The sequence below is a fragment of the Thermomonospora cellulosilytica genome (assembly GCF_014138835.1).
In the GTDB taxonomy this organism is placed as follows: Bacteria; Actinomycetota; Actinomycetes; order Streptosporangiales; family Streptosporangiaceae; genus Thermomonospora; species Thermomonospora amylolytica.
In genome coordinates this window covers 5,977,049-5,992,416 of sequence record NZ_JACJII010000001.1, presented here as the reverse complement: position 1 = coordinate 5,992,416, position 15,368 = coordinate 5,977,049, and the positions used below count along the sequence as shown (strand labels likewise).

Annotated in this window: 16 protein-coding genes; 5 read left to right on the top strand and 11 right to left on the bottom strand. The window is 73.9% G+C overall.

Annotated features, from left to right (window positions below; all coding sequences use genetic code 11):
- Positions 1-5: 5 nt before the first annotated feature.
- Positions 6-323, top strand: coding sequence for an MTH1187 family thiamine-binding protein (locus HNR21_RS28250; RefSeq protein WP_182707573.1), 318 nt, complete (start codon positions 6-8; stop codon positions 321-323).
- 68 nt (positions 324-391) lie between these two features.
- Here the strand turns inward: HNR21_RS28250 and HNR21_RS28245 are convergent, their stop codons facing one another.
- From HNR21_RS28245 to HNR21_RS28235, 3 genes are all read right to left on the bottom strand, one after another.
- Complete coding sequence (locus tag HNR21_RS28245; protein ID WP_182707572.1) at positions 392-1,162, bottom strand: neutral zinc metallopeptidase; 771 nt, start codon at positions 1,160-1,162, stop codon at positions 392-394.
- A 183-nt stretch (positions 1,163-1,345) separates the two neighbouring features.
- Complete coding sequence (locus HNR21_RS28240) at positions 1,346-1,762, bottom strand: STAS domain-containing protein (RefSeq protein ID WP_119729572.1); 417 nt, start codon at positions 1,760-1,762, stop codon at positions 1,346-1,348.
- Positions 1,763-1,851: 89 nt separating this feature from the next.
- On the bottom strand, positions 1,852-2,580 hold the full coding sequence (locus tag HNR21_RS28235; protein ID WP_182707571.1) for a 3-keto-5-aminohexanoate cleavage protein: 729 nt from the start codon (positions 2,578-2,580) through the stop codon (positions 1,852-1,854).
- 151 nt (positions 2,581-2,731) lie between these two features.
- Here HNR21_RS28235 and HNR21_RS28230 point away from each other — a divergent pair, with 151 nt between their 5' ends.
- On the top strand, positions 2,732-3,637 hold the full coding sequence (locus HNR21_RS28230; RefSeq protein ID WP_182707570.1) for a polysaccharide pyruvyl transferase family protein: 906 nt from the start codon (positions 2,732-2,734) through the stop codon (positions 3,635-3,637).
- On the opposite strand, the gene HNR21_RS28225 is transcribed toward HNR21_RS28230, so the two are convergent.
- The 5 genes from HNR21_RS28225 to HNR21_RS28205 all read right to left on the bottom strand — a co-directional run bounded on the left by HNR21_RS28225 (position 3,585) and on the right by HNR21_RS28205 (position 9,403).
- Positions 3,585-4,889, bottom strand: coding sequence for an adenylosuccinate synthetase (locus tag HNR21_RS28225; protein ID WP_182707569.1), 1,305 nt, complete (start codon positions 4,887-4,889; stop codon positions 3,585-3,587). The genes HNR21_RS28230 and HNR21_RS28225 overlap by 53 nt on opposite strands.
- Entirely contained in the window at positions 4,889-5,860 is a 972-nt protein-coding gene (locus HNR21_RS28220) for a hypothetical protein (protein WP_182707568.1), read from the bottom strand. Before HNR21_RS28220 ends, HNR21_RS28225 begins: the two co-directional genes overlap by 1 nt.
- Positions 5,861-5,877: 17 nt before the next feature.
- Positions 5,878-6,900, bottom strand: a complete 1,023-nt coding sequence (locus HNR21_RS28215) for a lipopolysaccharide kinase InaA family protein (RefSeq protein WP_182707567.1) — start codon at positions 6,898-6,900, stop codon at positions 5,878-5,880.
- Positions 6,897-7,706, bottom strand: a complete 810-nt coding sequence (locus tag HNR21_RS28210; protein ID WP_119729578.1) for an NUDIX hydrolase — start codon at positions 7,704-7,706, stop codon at positions 6,897-6,899. Before HNR21_RS28210 ends, HNR21_RS28215 begins: the two co-directional genes overlap by 4 nt.
- 86 nt (positions 7,707-7,792) lie before the next feature.
- Positions 7,793-9,403, bottom strand: coding sequence for an APC family permease (locus tag HNR21_RS28205; RefSeq protein ID WP_182707566.1), 1,611 nt, complete (start codon positions 9,401-9,403; stop codon positions 7,793-7,795).
- 257 nt (positions 9,404-9,660) lie between these two features.
- Between HNR21_RS28205 and ggt the strand changes: the two genes are divergently transcribed.
- From ggt to HNR21_RS28190, 3 genes are all read left to right on the top strand, one after another.
- Positions 9,661-11,517 carry a gamma-glutamyltransferase gene (gene ggt, locus HNR21_RS28200; RefSeq protein WP_312881364.1) on the top strand — a complete coding sequence of 619 codons (1,857 nt, stop codon included), beginning with the start codon at positions 9,661-9,663 and terminating at the stop codon, positions 11,515-11,517.
- A gap of 44 nt (positions 11,518-11,561) precedes the next feature.
- Positions 11,562-11,930, top strand: coding sequence for a divalent-cation tolerance protein CutA (gene cutA, locus HNR21_RS28195; protein ID WP_119729581.1), 369 nt, complete (start codon positions 11,562-11,564; stop codon positions 11,928-11,930).
- Positions 11,931-12,060: 130 nt separating this feature from the next.
- Positions 12,061-12,966, top strand: coding sequence for an oxygenase MpaB family protein (locus HNR21_RS28190; RefSeq protein WP_312881363.1), 906 nt, complete (start codon positions 12,061-12,063; stop codon positions 12,964-12,966).
- 30 nt (positions 12,967-12,996) lie between these two features.
- On the opposite strand, the gene HNR21_RS28185 is transcribed toward HNR21_RS28190, so the two are convergent.
- From HNR21_RS28185 to ald, 3 genes are all read right to left on the bottom strand, one after another.
- A complete protein-coding gene (locus HNR21_RS28185; protein WP_376766606.1) occupies positions 12,997-13,314 on the bottom strand; it encodes a metal-sensitive transcriptional regulator in 318 nt (105 codons plus the stop codon).
- A gap of 86 nt (positions 13,315-13,400) precedes the next feature.
- Positions 13,401-13,988, bottom strand: a complete 588-nt coding sequence (locus HNR21_RS28180; protein WP_182707564.1) for a histidine phosphatase family protein — start codon at positions 13,986-13,988, stop codon at positions 13,401-13,403.
- A 140-nt stretch (positions 13,989-14,128) separates the two neighbouring features.
- Entirely contained in the window at positions 14,129-15,244 is a 1,116-nt protein-coding gene (ald, locus tag HNR21_RS28175) for an alanine dehydrogenase (RefSeq protein ID WP_119729584.1), read from the bottom strand.
- Positions 15,245-15,368 lie beyond the last annotated feature (124 nt).

Genomic DNA, 15,368 nt, shown 5'->3' with positions numbered 1-15,368 from the left:
CAGACGTGCTGGTCGCTTTCTCCGTGACCCCGCTCGGTGTGGGGGAGGAGGTCGGTGAGCTGGTCGCCGAGGCTGTCCGGGTGGTGCGGGCCAGCGGCCTGCCCAACCGGACGGACGCCATGTTCACCACCGTCGAGGGGGAGTGGGACGAGGTGATGGCCGTGGTCAAGGCGGCGACGGACGCCGTCGCCGCCCGCGCCCCCCGGGTGAGCGTCGTCCTCAAGGCCGACATCCGTCCCGGCGTCACCGACGCCCTCACCGCCAAGGTCGAGTCGGTGGAACGCCATCTGGCCGCGGACCGGCCCGGCACGCGACCCGAATGAGAGAGCACCGGCCGGGACGGCGGTCCCGGCCGGTGCTCGTTCGGTCGTTCAGAGGGCGCCGCGCGAGGTCAGGCGCCCGCGGTCTCGGGGAGGCAGGCGCGGACGCCGCCGTCACGGCCCCGGCCGAAGGCGGTGATCCGCTCGATGGGGTCGCCGTGGTCCTGCGGGTTGGTCCACTCGGTGTCGTCGCCGACCGCGACCAGGCCGTTGGACAGCTCCTTGACGTCGCCGTCCTCGAACAGCAGGGTGCCGTCGGCCTTGGCGCCGTACAGGGTGGCGCCGGCCAGGCAGTCGGCCTGCAGCTCCTTCTGCTGGGCGACCAGGTCCATCTTCAGCCGGTTCTGGATGGCGTGGCCCCACTCGTGGGCGATGATCAGGTACACCCAGGCGTCGCCCTCGGCGTAGCCGGCGCGCATCAGGTTGATGTCCCAGGCGATGTAGTCCTCGGGGATGCAGTAGTAGGCGTTGAACTTGGTCGCCGGCTGGCCGCCGCAGGTCGGGGCGCCGGCCAGGTCGTTGCCGTCGTAGGCGCCGTGCACCCGGGGGGACCGGTAGACGCCGGTGAACAGCTCCGACCAGTGCTGCCGCCAGTAGCCGTCCACCACCTGCCGCGCCGAGGCGATGTCCTGCTGGAGCTCGCTCTCGTTGACCGGAGCGCCCTGGCCGGGACCGCCGGTGCCGCCGGGCTTCGGGCCGTCGGCGCTGTTGCGCGGCGCGGAGGCGGACGGGCGGGGGCTCTGGGCCGAGGAGGGGGTCTCGAACTCGATGGTGCAACCGCTGGCGGCCAGCAGGGCGCCGCCCAGGGCCAGGGCGGTCAGGGAACGCAGGGGGTTGAACATGGTCGGTCTCCGTGTCTTCCAAGCGCGAGCCGCGCGATCGAACCGGGGATCAGACGGGGGAGACCGGCATCGCGGTTGCACGTTCCAAATGTGAACAACACCATCGCCGTCCACCCGAACCGGACACCGGGAAACGGCGTCTCACCAGTGATGACGCCCGGGACGACGCGGCCCGGCGGGCCCTCAGGGCGTCCGGTCGAGCCAGGCGTGGATGTCCTCGTCGGTCGGCGGCAGCAGCCGCCACAGCGCCTCGTCGAGGGAGCGGCACAGCGGCAGCCGCTCGTCGAAGCCGACCGCGCGGAACAGGTTGGCCAGGAACGGGCGCAGCCCGACGACGGCCATGCGGACGCCCCGGCGGGCGCACTCGCGTTCGGCCTCGGCGATCATCCGCAGCGCGGTCCCGTCGCAGAACGACACGCCGCCCATGTCCAGCACCAGCGGCCGGTGCGCACTCGCCGCCAGGGCCAGCAGGCGGGACCGCAGCTCCGGGCCGGAGTGGCAGTCGATCTCCCCGCACAGCAGCACCACGGCGTGACGGTCGCGTTCCACCACGACCATGTCGGCGGCGATGTCCTCCACGACCACCTCGCTCGAGCTCACTCGAGATTTCGTGACACGTCAGCCTTGCGCGGATGCGGACCGTTGCCAATACCCGGATCGAAAGATCCTCCTACCGTCCGCGGGCGGGCTCAGCGGCCCACCTCGTGCGCGCGGCGGATCGCCACGGCGGCGCGGACCAGCTCGGCGTTGCCGGGGGCGGGCGAGCCGTCCGGCAGCAGCAGCGCGTCCTCCAGCCCGATCCGGGTGGGCAGGCCCAGCGCGCAGGCCAGCCGCAGCACCGGCCAGGCGCCGCCGTCCTCCCCGTGCAGCAGGATCGGCCGGGTCGCCGCGCGCAGCCGGTCCAGCAGGTCGCGGGCGGTCCCGGGGGCGGTCGCCGGGTCGGTGTCGGTGACCTCGGCCAGCACCCGCAGCACCCGCCCCGCCCGCGGCCAGGCCAGGAACCGCTCGGCCGCGTCGGTGCCGGAGAAGATCCCGGCCTCGATGCCCACGCCCCGTTCCAGCAGCGCGTCCGCCACCAGCTCGGCGCCCTCCTCGTGCCAGTTGACCGAGGCGTGGTCGGGCAGAACGTTCCAGGAACGGACGAGCGCGGCGCGGCGGCGGGGGTCGGGCTCGGCCCAGGCGGCGGTGGTGACGCCGACCGGGACGCCGGGGGCGGCGGCGCGCACCGCGGCGACCGCCGCCGCGACCGCCTCGGGCTCCAGCGTCTCCGCCCCGTCCGCGTCACGGGGATGCAGGTGGCCGTCGCGCGCCCCCGCCGCGACGGCCTCGCGGACCGACGCGGCCAGTTCGTCCGGCGTGATCGGGATGTGCGGGCCGTCGGCGCGGGTCCGCGCCCCGTTCGGGCAGACCTGGATCATGACGGGCATCCTCGCCGACCTGGCCGCATCCCGCCATCCCGGATCGGACCCGGGACACGTCATCGCAGGTGATATAGGGTGGCCGCGACCGGAAGACGGGAGCGGTGGACGGGGCGCCGTTTCACCTGTGCACGTGGGGTAACCGGGCGGTATGCGGGTTCTGGTGACCGGCTGGCCGAGCTTCGTGAACGGTGAGGCCACGGCGGGCGACGTACTGGCGATGGAGGCGGTGCGCCAGGCGTTGTCCGACGCCGGTGTGCCGTGCGATCTGGCCTGGAGCCCGGTGTTCCGGCCCGGCGGGATGAGCCTGGCCGAGGCCGATCCGCACCGCTACACCCACCTGGTGTTCGCCTGCGGCCCGGTGATGGGCGAGCCGGTCCGGCAGTTGCACCAGCGGTACGCGCACTGCCGGCGGGTCGCGGTGGGGGTCTCGGTGATCGACCCGCACGACCCGGCCGTGCTCGGCTTCGACGAGGTGCTGGCGCGCGACGGCGGCGGTCTGGAGCCGCGGCTCGACCTGGCCGCCGAGGTGCCGGTGCCCGACGTCCCGGTGGTCGGGGTGGTGCTCGCCCCCGGCCAGCCGGAGTACGGGTCGCGCCGCCGACACGAGCAGGTCGAGGAGGAGCTGACCGGCTGGCTCAACGCCCGCGACTGCGCGCGGGTGCCCATCGACACCCGCCTGGACCCCTACGGCTGGCGCAACGCCGGCACCGCCGCGCAGGTCGAGGCGCTGATCCGGCGGCTGGACCTGGTCGTCACCACCCGGCTGCACGGGCTGGTGCTGGCGCTCAAGAACGGGATCCCGGCGCTGGCCGTGGACCCGGTCGAGGGCGGCGCCAAGGTCGAGGCGCAGGCCCGCGCCTGGGGCTGGCCCGCGGTGGTGACCGCCCGTTCCGGCAAGCCCGTCCTGAACCCCGCCGAGCTGGAGCGCCAGTGGGAGTGGTGCCTGGCGGGCCGCGCGGCCGCCGCCGCGTGGGACCTGCGGCCCGACACCAAGCCGCTGCTCACCGACGACCTGCTGGACCTGCTCGACCTGCGCGAGGACCAGGCGGGCTGAGCACGCCGCCCGGCGTCTTGTCCGAGGTCGCCGGACCGTGGGACCGCAGCGCCACCGGCGCGCCCAGCTCGGACTCCAATGCCTGGACCGGATCGGCGGGCGGCTCGTACACCGGGCGGGCGGTCAGCAGCCGGCGGGTCAGCGCCTCCTGCCGGTCCAGGTCGCCCGCCGGGCCGACGGGCAGCCGGTCGACCCGTTCGCCGTCGATCTCGTAGGCCCGGCACACCAGCAGGTCGCCGCGGTCCCGGGCGACGTCGAGGTGGGTGACGGCCAGCGCGTCGATCCCGCCGGTCACCTCCAGCGCGTACCGCAGCGCCACCAGGTCCAGGTGCCCCACCCGGAACGCCCCCTGCCACGGGCCGAACCCGTTGTGCCGGTCCGGCAGGTCGGCGGTCAGCGCCGGGTCCTCGGTGACGAACGGGCCGGGGCCGTGCCGGGTCATGTACGCCCGCACCACCCCCAGCCGCTCGGCCTGCGCGCCCGCCTCGGCCAGCAGCGTCTCGGCGTTGGCGAACGTGGTCGTGGACCAGGTCGTGTACGGGTGGAACCCGTGCCACTCGTCCAGCAGGACGCCCTGCGCGCCCTCGAAGACCACCGGCCCCGCCCGCAGCAGCCCCGCCAGGTGCTCGCCGCCCACGACCGCGACCCGCTCGCCGAACGCCGTGAACGCCTCCACGCAGTCCTCGACCGGAGGCGTCCCCTCCGCGTCGGGGAACTCCTCCAGCACCCGGTCCCGCAGCCCGCCCAGCAGCCGCCGCAGCCGGAGCGGCGACCGGCAGTCGGCGACCCGGGGCGCGTCCTGCGGATGGGCCAGCGCGTACGCCATGGTCTCGCCGATGCCCATCCCGCAGGACCCGTGCCGGGCCGCGCCGCGCGCGATCTCCCGCGCGCGGCCGGCGGCCCGGTGGTAGGGCGTGGTGAGCGGCGCGTCCCCGTCCACGGTCAGCCGGTCGAACGCGTCGCGGACCCCGAGGGCGGCCAGGTGCCGTTCCTCGGCGACCAGCGCCAGGGGGTCGACCAGCATGAACCGTGACAGGTGGGTGCGCACGCCGGGAGTGAGGGTGCCCGAGCCGAACTGCGCGAACGTGTGGTGCCGCCCGTCGTCGGCCACCACGTTGTGCGCGGCCTGGGCGCCCCCGTTGAACCGGACCACCGCGTGCACCGGCTCCGGCCCCCGCGCACAGAGCCAGTCCACGACGGTGCCCTTCCCGGCGTCCCCGAACCCGAGGTCCACCACGATCCGGTGGGTCATCACAGCCGCCTGGTACGGCGCGGCCCGTCCCGGTCGAGGTCGGCCGGGGCGGAGGAGACGGCCACCGGGGAGCGGCCGGCGTCCAGCCGGGCCAGCGCCCGCGACACCGACGGCCCGGCGTCGCTGCCGAACTCGGCCAGGTGGTCCAGCCCCTCGGCGAGGTCGATGGCGTCCTCGTTCATCCCGATGGTCAGCGCGATGGTCTCGCACACCGCGTCCAGGTCGTCCAGGTACAGGACGTGCTCGCCGAGCAGCCCCTGCCAGAACTCCCGCAGCCGCGGGTCGCCGGAGTGGTAGCCGCCCTCGGGGATGATGAAGTACACCTCGTACATCCGGCGCAGCTCGGCCACGACGTCCTCGGTGCGGACGTCCTCGGCCAGGTCGTCGCCGATCACCTCGGCCACCAGCCGGCGGTCCACCTTCGGATAGGCCAGCTCGTCGCCGATCATGAACAGGTAGCCGCGGCGCCCGCGCTTTTCGAAGCAGTCGATCGAGGTGTGCCGGGCCATGAAGTACATGGCCAGCTCGTAGGACTCCATCATCTGGCCGCCGCCCCCGCCCTCCAGCAGGATCCTGCCGAGGTCGTCGTCCATCCGGTTGTCGGACTCGAACTGCCCGACCTGCAGCGGCGCCCGGTCGCAGGTGGCGTCGCCGACCGCGCCGAACATGATCTGCGGGTGCTCGACGTACCCCTTGCGCAGCAGCAGCCCGAGCAGGTCCGGCAGCTTGGTCTGCAGGATCCGGGGCACCCGGCCCATGGAGCCGGTCACGTCGAACAGCACGGCGACGGCCAGGGACTCGGGGTGCTCGTCGCTGTCGCGGCTCTCCCGGAAGGTCACGCCCTTGGGGTCCAGGCCGGGGTGGGTGGTGGTGGCGCCGCTGTCGTTGTAGGCGAACGCGCTGGCGCCGGTGCGCGCACGGTAGCTCTGCGCGGCGTCGTAGACGTCGGTGGACCAGATTCCGCTTCCCATGGGGGTCTGCCTTTCTGCTAGCGGACGGCCGGCATGTGGAACGGCCGGAAACGGCGCGGGCCGTAGAGGCGTTCGAGCACCTCGTCGAGTTCGGCCAGCAGCCGCCAGGCGTCGGAGGGGCGGCGGTTCTGCGCGGAGAGCGTGCAGCCCTTGGCGAACAGCCGCAGCGCCTTGGGCGCCTTGTCGGCCATGAGATGGGTCATGCAACGGGTGGCCATGAAGATGTCGGTGGCGGGACTCGCGGGCCGCCTCCCCGGCACCTCCTCCGGGTACCAGTCGGCGTACCGGTCGACCATCGCCGGCACCCGGCCGCTGGGGTCGGTGGCGGCGTAACAGCCGGGCACCGAGTAGCACCAGTCGACCAGCACCAGCCCGTGCAGCTCGGGATGGATCAGGACGTGGTCGGGCAGCACCGCGCCGTGCAGCACCCCGGCCCGGTGCGCGAACCCGAGGGCGACCAGCAGCCGGCGCCACATCCACGCCGCGTCGCGCGGGTCCAGCCCGTCCGGGTGGGCGGCGCGGACCTCGGCCAGGCTGTGGAACCCGTCGAGCCGTTCGAGCACGTTGGTCCGCCGCTGCGCGCCGTTCGCCGGGTCGCGGTGCCGGAACGTCTCCACCAGCCGCGGCACGTACGGCAGGAACCTGCGCTGTCCGTCCTTGGGGAGCTGCCGCAGCGCGACGGCCTCCCGTTCGATCAGGTCGCCGTCGGCGGGGTCGCGCGGCATCTTGACGACCACCTCGCGGTCGCCGTCGTACCTGGCCTCGTACAGGTTGGCCAGGTCGCCCTCGGCGAGCCTGCGGCCCAGGCGGTAGGAGTGCCGCCGGGTGGTGACGGTGGCCGTGTCAGCCCCGGTGTAGCCGCGCCACAGCGCGGTGAGCCGGGCGAAGTCGTGGGTCGTGCGGCCGCCGGTGGCGTCGGGATGCATCAGCCGGGCCATCCGCCGGTAGATGCGGGCGGCCTCGTCCGGGTCGCCGCCGAACAGGTCGTGGGGGGTGCGCGCCTTGTCGAGCAGGCCCAGCGCGCGGTCGAGTTCGTTCATCGGACGTCGTCCTCCCTGCTGGGCCGCAGCAGCGCGGGGTGCAGCAGCCGCGCGTCGCCGGCCCGGTAGAGGCGGGCGCGGGGGCCGCCGCGCCGCCCGCCGCGTTCGGTGGTCTCGCCGGTGCTCTCCACGAAGCCCGGCACCGACAGGACCTTGCGGTGGAAGTTGCCGGCGTGCAGTTCCTCGCCCCACACCGCCTCGTAGACGGCCCGCAGCTCGGGGATGGTGAACTCGGGGGCGCAGAACGCGGTGGCCAGCGGGGTGTACTCGAGCTTGCTGCGGGCCCGTTCCAGCCCGTCGGACAGGATCCGGGCGTGGTCGAAGGCCAGCCGGCGGGTGGTGCCGGGGAGCTGGTCGCCGGTCTCGGTCAGGCCCAGCGCGCCGATGGGCACCCAGGCCGCGTCGGCGGCGTCGCTGCCCGCCCGCGGGTCGGGCAGCTCGGGCGCGAACGCCAGGTAGGCCACCGAGATGACGCGCATCCGGGGGTCCCGGCCGGGGGCGCCGTAGGTGCCGAGCTGCTCCAGGTGCACCCGGGACAGCGCGCCCTCGGTGCTCAGGCCGGTCTCCTCGGCCAGCTCCCGGGCGGCGGCCTCCGGCAGGTCCTCGGCGTCCCTGACGCCGCGCACGAACCCGCCGGGCAGCGCCCACATCCCGGCGAACGGGGGCCGCCCGCGGCGCACCAGCAGCACGTGCAGCGCCTTGTCCCGGATGGTCAGCGCCACCACGTCGACCGTGACCGCCACCGGGTCGTAGTCGCGGGGGTCGTAGCCCTCCAGGAACCGCCGCTCGTCCTCCGGCACCTGCATCGCTGGTCCTTCTCAACTCGAGAACATCTCTAACTGAGAATAACCTAACCCACGGCGGACGGCGGCGTCCAGCCCTCATCGGGTGATCAGCGGCGGTGCCGGCCTCCGCCGCGGGTGGGCGGCGGTCCCATCGGGTGCTGCCGGGCACCGGGGGCGCCGGGAGGGGGCGGCGCGCCGTACGACCCGTACGGCGGCGGGGGAGGAGCCGACAGGGGCGGCCACGGCGGAGGCGGGAGATCGCGCAGGCCGCTGTTGCGCCGCCCGAACAGCAGGTACAGCCCCAGGCCCGCCAGCATCCACAGGGCGAAGTAGGCCCAGGTCCGCACCTGCACGTTCAGCATCAGCCAGCCCACGCCCGCGATGGCCAGCAGCGGCACCAGCAGGCCGCCTGGCACCCGGAACGGCCGCTCCAGATCCGGGCGGCCGCGGCGGAGCACCGGGACCGCAGCCGAGACCGCCAGGAACGCGAACAGGGTGCCGAGCACCACGAGCTGCTCCAGCGTCAGCACGTCCACGGTCTGCGACAGCACGATCGCCGCGCCGCCCGCCACCAGGGTCGCCCGGCTCGGCGTCCGGTACCGGCTGACGGCCGCCAGCGGCCGGGGCAGCAGCCCGTCGCGGGCCATCGAGAACACCACCCGGGTCATGCTGATCAGCACCACCAGGATCACCGTGGTCAGCCCGAGCAGCGCGCCGATGTCGATGACCCGGCCCATCGGCTCCGCGCCCACCTCGGCGAACGCCTGCGCCAGCGGCGGCCGGGCCGGGTCCAGCTCGCGGTAGGAGATCATGCCGACCATCGCGACCGCGACCCCCAGGTACAGCACGATCGCGATGAGCAGCCCGGCCAGCATCCCCCGGGGCACCTTGCGCGGGGCGTCCTCGGTCTCCTCGGCGGCGGTGGCGATCAGGTCGAACCCGATGTAGGCGAACGCGATCGCCGGGGCCGCGGCGACGATCCCCCACACCCCGAACACCTGCGGCGTGCCGCCCAGCAGCGCGTCCAGCACGGTCTGCCCGCTGCCGCCGCCGGCCGGCCGCCCCTCGGGGACGAACGGCCGCAGGTTGCCCGCGTCGAAGAAGCGCAGCCCGCCGACGATGACCAGGGCGATCACGATCAGCTTGGCCAGCACCATGAACCACAGCGTGCGCAGCCCCAGCCGGCCGCCGGTGGCCAGCAGGGCGACCAGCAGCACCAGGATGCCGAGCGCGAACACGTCGAAGCCGCGCTCCTGCCCGATCACCCCGGCCAGCGCGGGCGGCGGCGTCACCGAGAAGTCCGCCAGCGTCTGCGCGGCGATCAGCGACCAGGCCCGCGCCACCACCGAGGCGGCCAGCAGCAGTTCCAGGATCAGCGACCAGCCGATCAGCCAGGCGACCGGCTCGCCGAACGCCACGTACCCGAACGTGTAGGCGCTGCCCGCCGTCGGGACGACCGACGACAGCTCCGCGTAGCACAGCGCGGCCAGCAGGCACACCAGTCCCGCCAGCAGGAACGACACGATCACCGCCGGGCCCGCGGTGGTGGCGGCCTGGGTGCCGGAGATCCGGAAGATGCCCGCCCCGATCATCACCCCGAGCCCGAGGATCACCAGGTCGCGCGTCTGGTAGGTGACCGGCAGCCGGTGCCGCCCCCCGCCGTAGTCGCGGCGGGTCGCCTGTTCGACCGGAAGCCGGCGCAGCAGCGTGTCGCGCATGGACGTCTCCATGTGCCGGAGGGCAGATCCGCACGCCGGTCCGGGGGTGACGGGCCGGGGTGTCGTTCGGCGGGAGTGCCCAGGTTTGTCGGGCATCAAAGGATGTCCCAAATCTGGGTAAAACTTCAATGGAAAAGCCGTTTTTAAGTCGTAAATCCGGGATGGCGCTCCGATCGCCGCGGTGTGTATGGACGGGGCGCCGGTCGGGTAACGGGAACGGTGAGACGGTGGTGGTGATTCGTACCAATGGAGGTCCCGTGCCCGCCGTGCCGCATGACCGGTCGCCCGTCCGCCCGCCCCGCCGCCTGGCGCTGGCCGGGGCCCTGATCGTCGCGCTGCCGCTGCTGGCGCCCGGCCCGGCCACGGCGGCCGCCCCGCCGCGGACCGGAACGGACCCGCGGTGGACGGCCACCGGATACGGCGGCGCGGTCGCCACCGTGGACCCCGACGCCAGCCGCACCGCCATCGAGGTGCTCCGCAAGGGCGGCAACGCCGCCGACGCCGCGGTCGCCGCCGCGGCCACCCTGGGGGTGACCGAGCCCTACGTCGCCGCGCTGGGCGGCGGCGGGTTCTTCGCCTACTACGACGCCAGGACCCGCCGCGTGCACACGATCGACGGCCGGGAGACCGCGCCCGCCAGGATGAACGAGCGGTCGTTCGTCGACCCGGCCACCGGGCGGGCCATCCCGTTCGACCAGGCCGTCACCAGCGGCCTGTCGGTGGGCGTGCCCGGGACCGTCGCCCAGTGGGAGCAGGTCCTCGACCGGTTCGGCAGCAAGAAGCTGAGCACCCTGCTGCGGCCGGCGATCCGGATCGCCGAGCGGGGCTTTGTGGTGGACCAGGAGTTCCACGACCAGACCGCGGTGAACGCCGACCGGTTCGCCGACATCGCGCCGACCCGCGACCTGTTCCTGCCCGGCGGCAAGCCGCCCGAGGTCGGCACCACCTTCCGCAACCCCGACCTGGCGCGGACCTATCGCGAACTGGCCGAGCGCGGACCCGACTGGTTCTACCGGGGCTCCCTCGCGCGGGAGATCGTGCGCACGGTCAAGAACCCGCCGGTCGTGCCCGGCGCCTCCCGCAACGTGCGGCCCGGCCTGATGGAGACCGGCGACCTGGCCCGCTACACCGCGCCGATGCGCCGCCCCACCCGCGTGACCTACCGCGGCCTGGAGGTGTACGGGATGGCGCCGCCCTCCTCCGGCGGCTCCACGGTCGGCGAGGCCCTCAACATCCTGGAGAACTTCCGGCTGAGCGAGGACGACCCCGTCCAGGCCATGCACCACTACCTGGAGGCGTCCCGGCTCGCGTACGCCGACCGGGGCCGGTACGTCGGCGACCCCGACCACGTGGACGTCCCGCTGAGCGGGCTGCTGTCCAAGGGGTTCGCCCGCGAACGCGCCTGCCTCATCGACCCGGACCGGGCCGCCACCAGCCCGGTGCCGCCCGGGTCGCCCGACGGGGACTACCGCGCCTGCGAGCCCGCCGGCGGCGCCACCGGCGAGCTGACCCACGAGGGCCCGCAGACCACCCACCTGGTGGTCGCCGACAAGTGGGGCAACGTGGTCGCCTACAACATCACCATCGAGCAGTTCGGCGGCAGCGGGCTGACCGTGCCGGGACGCGGGTTCCTGCTCAACAACGAGCTGACCGACTTCACCCTGCAGCCGCCCGCGCCGGGCGCCGCGCCCGACCCCAACCTGCCCGGCCCGGGCAAGCGCCCGCGCAGCAGCATGGCCCCGACCCTGGTGCTGCGGGACGGGAAGCCCTGGCTGGCGGTGGGCACCCCCGGCGGCTCCACCATCATCACCACCGTGCTGCAGATCCTGGTCAACCGGATCGACCTGGACATGGACCTGCCCGCCGCGCTGGCCGCGCCGCGCGCCACCCAGCGCAACACCCCGCAGACCCTCGCCGAGCCGGCGTTCCTCGAGCGGTACGAGGCGGCGCTGGAGGCCATGGGGCACGATCTGGCGCCGTTCCCCGGGCCGCCGGCGGGCCAGATCGGCGCCGCCACCGGCCTGGAGTTCCTGCGTCCCGGCCTGGTCCAGGCGGTGGCCGAGCCGGTCCGCAGGCACGGTGGTAGCGCTCTGGTGGTGAGGCCCGTACGGTGAGCGGGCCCGCCGACTACCATCGGCGCAGGGGGAAGGAGCCCGTCATGGCCCAGGCGTACCTGCAGGTGACCACGACGACCGACTCGCGTCAGGAGGCCGCCGAGATCGCCAAGTCCGCCGTGGCCGAACGGCTGGCGGCGTGCGCCCAGCTGGTCGGCCCGATCGCCAGCACCTACTGGTGGGAGGGCGAGATCGAGCAGGCCGAGGAGTGGATGGTGGTCTTCAAGACCACCGCCGACAGCTTCGAGGACCTGGCCTCGCTGATCACCGAGGCGCACTCCTACGACACCCCGGAGATCATCGCCACCCCGGTGGTCGCCGGCAGCGCCGACTACCTGCGCTGGGTGAGCGAGCAGACCGCCGAGCAGGTCGCCGGGCAGCCGGAGGGGGAGCCCACCGGCGCGCCCGGCTGACCGGACACCGATCGGGCATCGCCCCTGGTCAACCGGACATCCACGGCATATGGTGTGGCATTGCCCATATTTGGGCAGTAAGTCATTGATTACGTTCCATGTGTCGGGGTATGGCGGCGAGGTGGTGTCCGTGGGCGAGGTTCGCGAACTGGAGGGCTCCCGGGAGGCGACGCCCGCCCGCGCGCCGGGCGCGCCGGACCACGGGCTGTTCGGGCCCGGCTCGGTGACCTGGCGGGTGATGAGCGAGCCGGTGATGATGGTCAGCGGCTTGCGCGCCCTGCTGCTGCAGGCCCTGCACCCGCGCTCGATGTGGGGCACCGCGCAGAACTCCGAGCTGATGGACCCGCAGGCCGCCTGGCACCGGCTGGCCCGCACCATCGAGTTCGTCCGCATCCGCACCTACGGGTCGCTGGAGGAGGTCGAACGGGTCGGCCGCCGGGTCCGCAAGCTGCACGCCAGGCTGGAGGGGCTGGACCTGCGCACCGGCGAGGTGTTCCGGATCGACGACCCGGAGAACCTGCTGTGGGTGCACATGGGCGAGGTCGACTCCTACCTGGACATCGCCCGGCGGGCGGGCATCGGACTCAGCGACGCCGACGCCGACCGGTTCGTCGACGAGCAGCGCCGGGCCGCCCAGGTGGTCGGGCTCGACCCGGCCGACGTGCCCGCCTCGGTCGCCGAGATGCGCGAGTACTACGCGATGATGCGGCCGAGGATCTGGGCCTGCCGGGACGCCAAGGAGGGGCTGCGGCGGATGTTCAACCCGCCGGTGCCGCGTCCGCTGACGCCGCTCAAGCTGGCCGCGCCCGGCCTGACCATGCTGGTGGTGGCCACGCTGCCGCGCTGGGCCCGCCGCATGTACGGGCTGCCCGGCCTGCCGACCTCCGACCTGGCCGCCACGCTGGCCCTGCAGGCCCTGCACCGGGGCAGCCAGGTGGTCCCGGCGTCGCTGCGCTACTCCCCGGACGCCCGGCGGGCGCAGCAGATCATGCGGGAGCACTCGCAGGGGCACGGCAGCCTGGGGATCGCCTCCTAGCGACCGGCGACGGGGAACGGGCGGGGCCGGTCAGCCGCGCCGCATCAGCCGGCCCACCGCCGCCATCAGCTCGGTGGACATCAGGTCGGCCTTGCCCTCCTCGGCGCCCTCGGCCACGCAGTGCCGGACGTGTCCGTCCAGCAGGCCCAGCGCCACCTTGTCCAGCGCCGCCTGCACGGCGCTGATCTGGGTGAGGATGTCGATGCAGTAACGGTCGTCCTCGACCATGCGCTCGATGCCGCGCACCTGACCCTCGATCCGCCGCAGCCGGGTCTGCAGCTGGTCCTTGGTCGCGGTGTAGCCGCGTGTCGGAGTCCCGTTCGCCGGCATCGCCTCGCCCCTCCCCATGTGGATCCTGCTCGCCACCCCAGGTTATCCAACCCCTGGGGGGTATGTGACCTCTCCGTGACCGTGCCCGGCCCCTCGGGCGCCCCTCAGGCGGGGACGTTCCAGGAGGTGATGACCGGGCGGCCGTGCTCGGTGCCCAGGGTGGACATGGTGCCGGTGTGCAGCGCGAACAGCCGGCCGGCCGCCGGTTCCAGGCCCAGCCAGCGGGCGGTGAGGACGCGCAGCACGTGACCGTGCGCCACCACCGCCACGTCGCCCCGCTCCAGCCACGGGCGGATGCGCTTCAGCGCGGCGTCGCACCGCTCGCCGACCCGCTCGACCGTCTCACCGGGATGCTCGGCGTCCCCGGGGATCACCCCGTCCGACCACAGGTACCAGCCCGGCCGGCCCTCGCGGATCTCGGCGCTGGTGATGCCCTCGTAGCCGCCGTAGTCCCACTCCCACAGGTCGGGGTCCAGCTCGTCGGCGGTCAGCCCGGCCAGCTCGGCGGTGCGCCGGGCGCGCAGCGCGGGGCTGGACACCGTCCGCACGATGTCGCGCCCCGCCAGCAGCGGCCCGAGCGCCCGGGCCTGCCGCTCGCCGCGTTCGGTCAGCGGCACGTCGGTCCGGCCGGTGTGCCTGCGGTCGCGGCTCCACTCGGTCTCCCCGTGCCGCAGAACGACGATCTCACCCATGGGGCCTCACTGTAGGAGATCGCCCCATGGGCGGCACCGGCGCGTCCGGGTCGGGCGACCGCGGCGAAGCGGGGGATCGTCTGACCCGGGTCGCGGGGTCTGGGCCGCCCCCGGAAGAGCAGGCCCTCGGAGGGAACGGGTCAGGCGAGGACCTTGGCGGTGTCGACGTGGTCGAGGCCGTGGGCCTCGGCGACCTCCGCGTAGGTGACCGCCCCGTCGTGGGTGTTCAGGCCGCGCGCCAGGGCGGGGTCGTCGCGGAGCGCCTGCCGCCAGCCCTTGTTCGCGATCGCCACCGCGTACGGCAGCGTCGCGTTCGTCAGGGCGTACGTGGAGGTGTTGGGAACCGACCCCGGCATGTTGGCCACGCAGTAGAACACCGACTCGTGCACCCGGAACGTCGGGTCGTCGTGCGTGGTCGGCCGCGAGTCCTCGAAGCAGCCGCCCTGGTCGATGGCGATGTCCACCAGCACCGAGCCCGGCTTCATGTGCGCCACCAGGTCGTTGGACACCAGCTTGGGCGCCTTGGCGCCGGGGATCAGCACCGCCCCGATCACCAGGTCCGCGGCGACGGCCTGCTGCTCGATGGTGTACGCGTTGGACACCAGGGTCCGCAGCCGGCCCTGGTAGATCGCGTCCACGTGGCGCAGCCGTTCCATGTCGATGTCCAGCACCGTCACGTCGGCGCCCATGCCCACCGCGATCTGCGCGGCGTTCAGCCCGGCCACCCCGGCGCCGATGATCAGCACCCGGGCGGGCGCGACCCCGGGGACGCCGCCCGGCAGCACCCCGCGCCCGCCGGCCGAGCGCATCAGGTTGACCGCGCCGACCTGCGGGGCCAGCCGCCCGGCCACCTCCGACATGGGCGCCAGCAGCGGCAGCGACCGGTCCGGGAGCTGCACGGTCTCGTAGGCGATGCCGGTCACCCCGGCGTCCAGCAGCGCCTTCGTGCAGGGCTGCGAGGCGGCCAGGTGCAGATAGGTGAACAGGGTCTGGCCGGCCTGCATCCGGTGGTACTCCTCGGCGACCGGCTCCTTGACCTTCAGCACCAGCTCCGCCTCGCCCCACACCTCGTCGGCCGAGTCGACGATCTTGGCGCCCGCGGCGGCGTACTCGGCGTCGGGGATCGACGAGCCCAGCCCCGCGCCGCGCTCGATCAGCACGTCATGGTGGTGGCGGGTCAGTTCGTGCACTCCCGCGGGGGTGATCGCCACCCGGTACTCGTGATTCTTGATCTCCCGCGGGATTCCGACCTTCACCGTGTCCTCCGTTGATCATGGCGTCGTTGCCCTGACCTGATCTTCTCTGGGGGCCGCCCCCCAGGTCCCCGGCGTCTCCGGGAGCGGGCGATCCCCGCTTGGCCGCGGTCGCCCGACTCCAGAG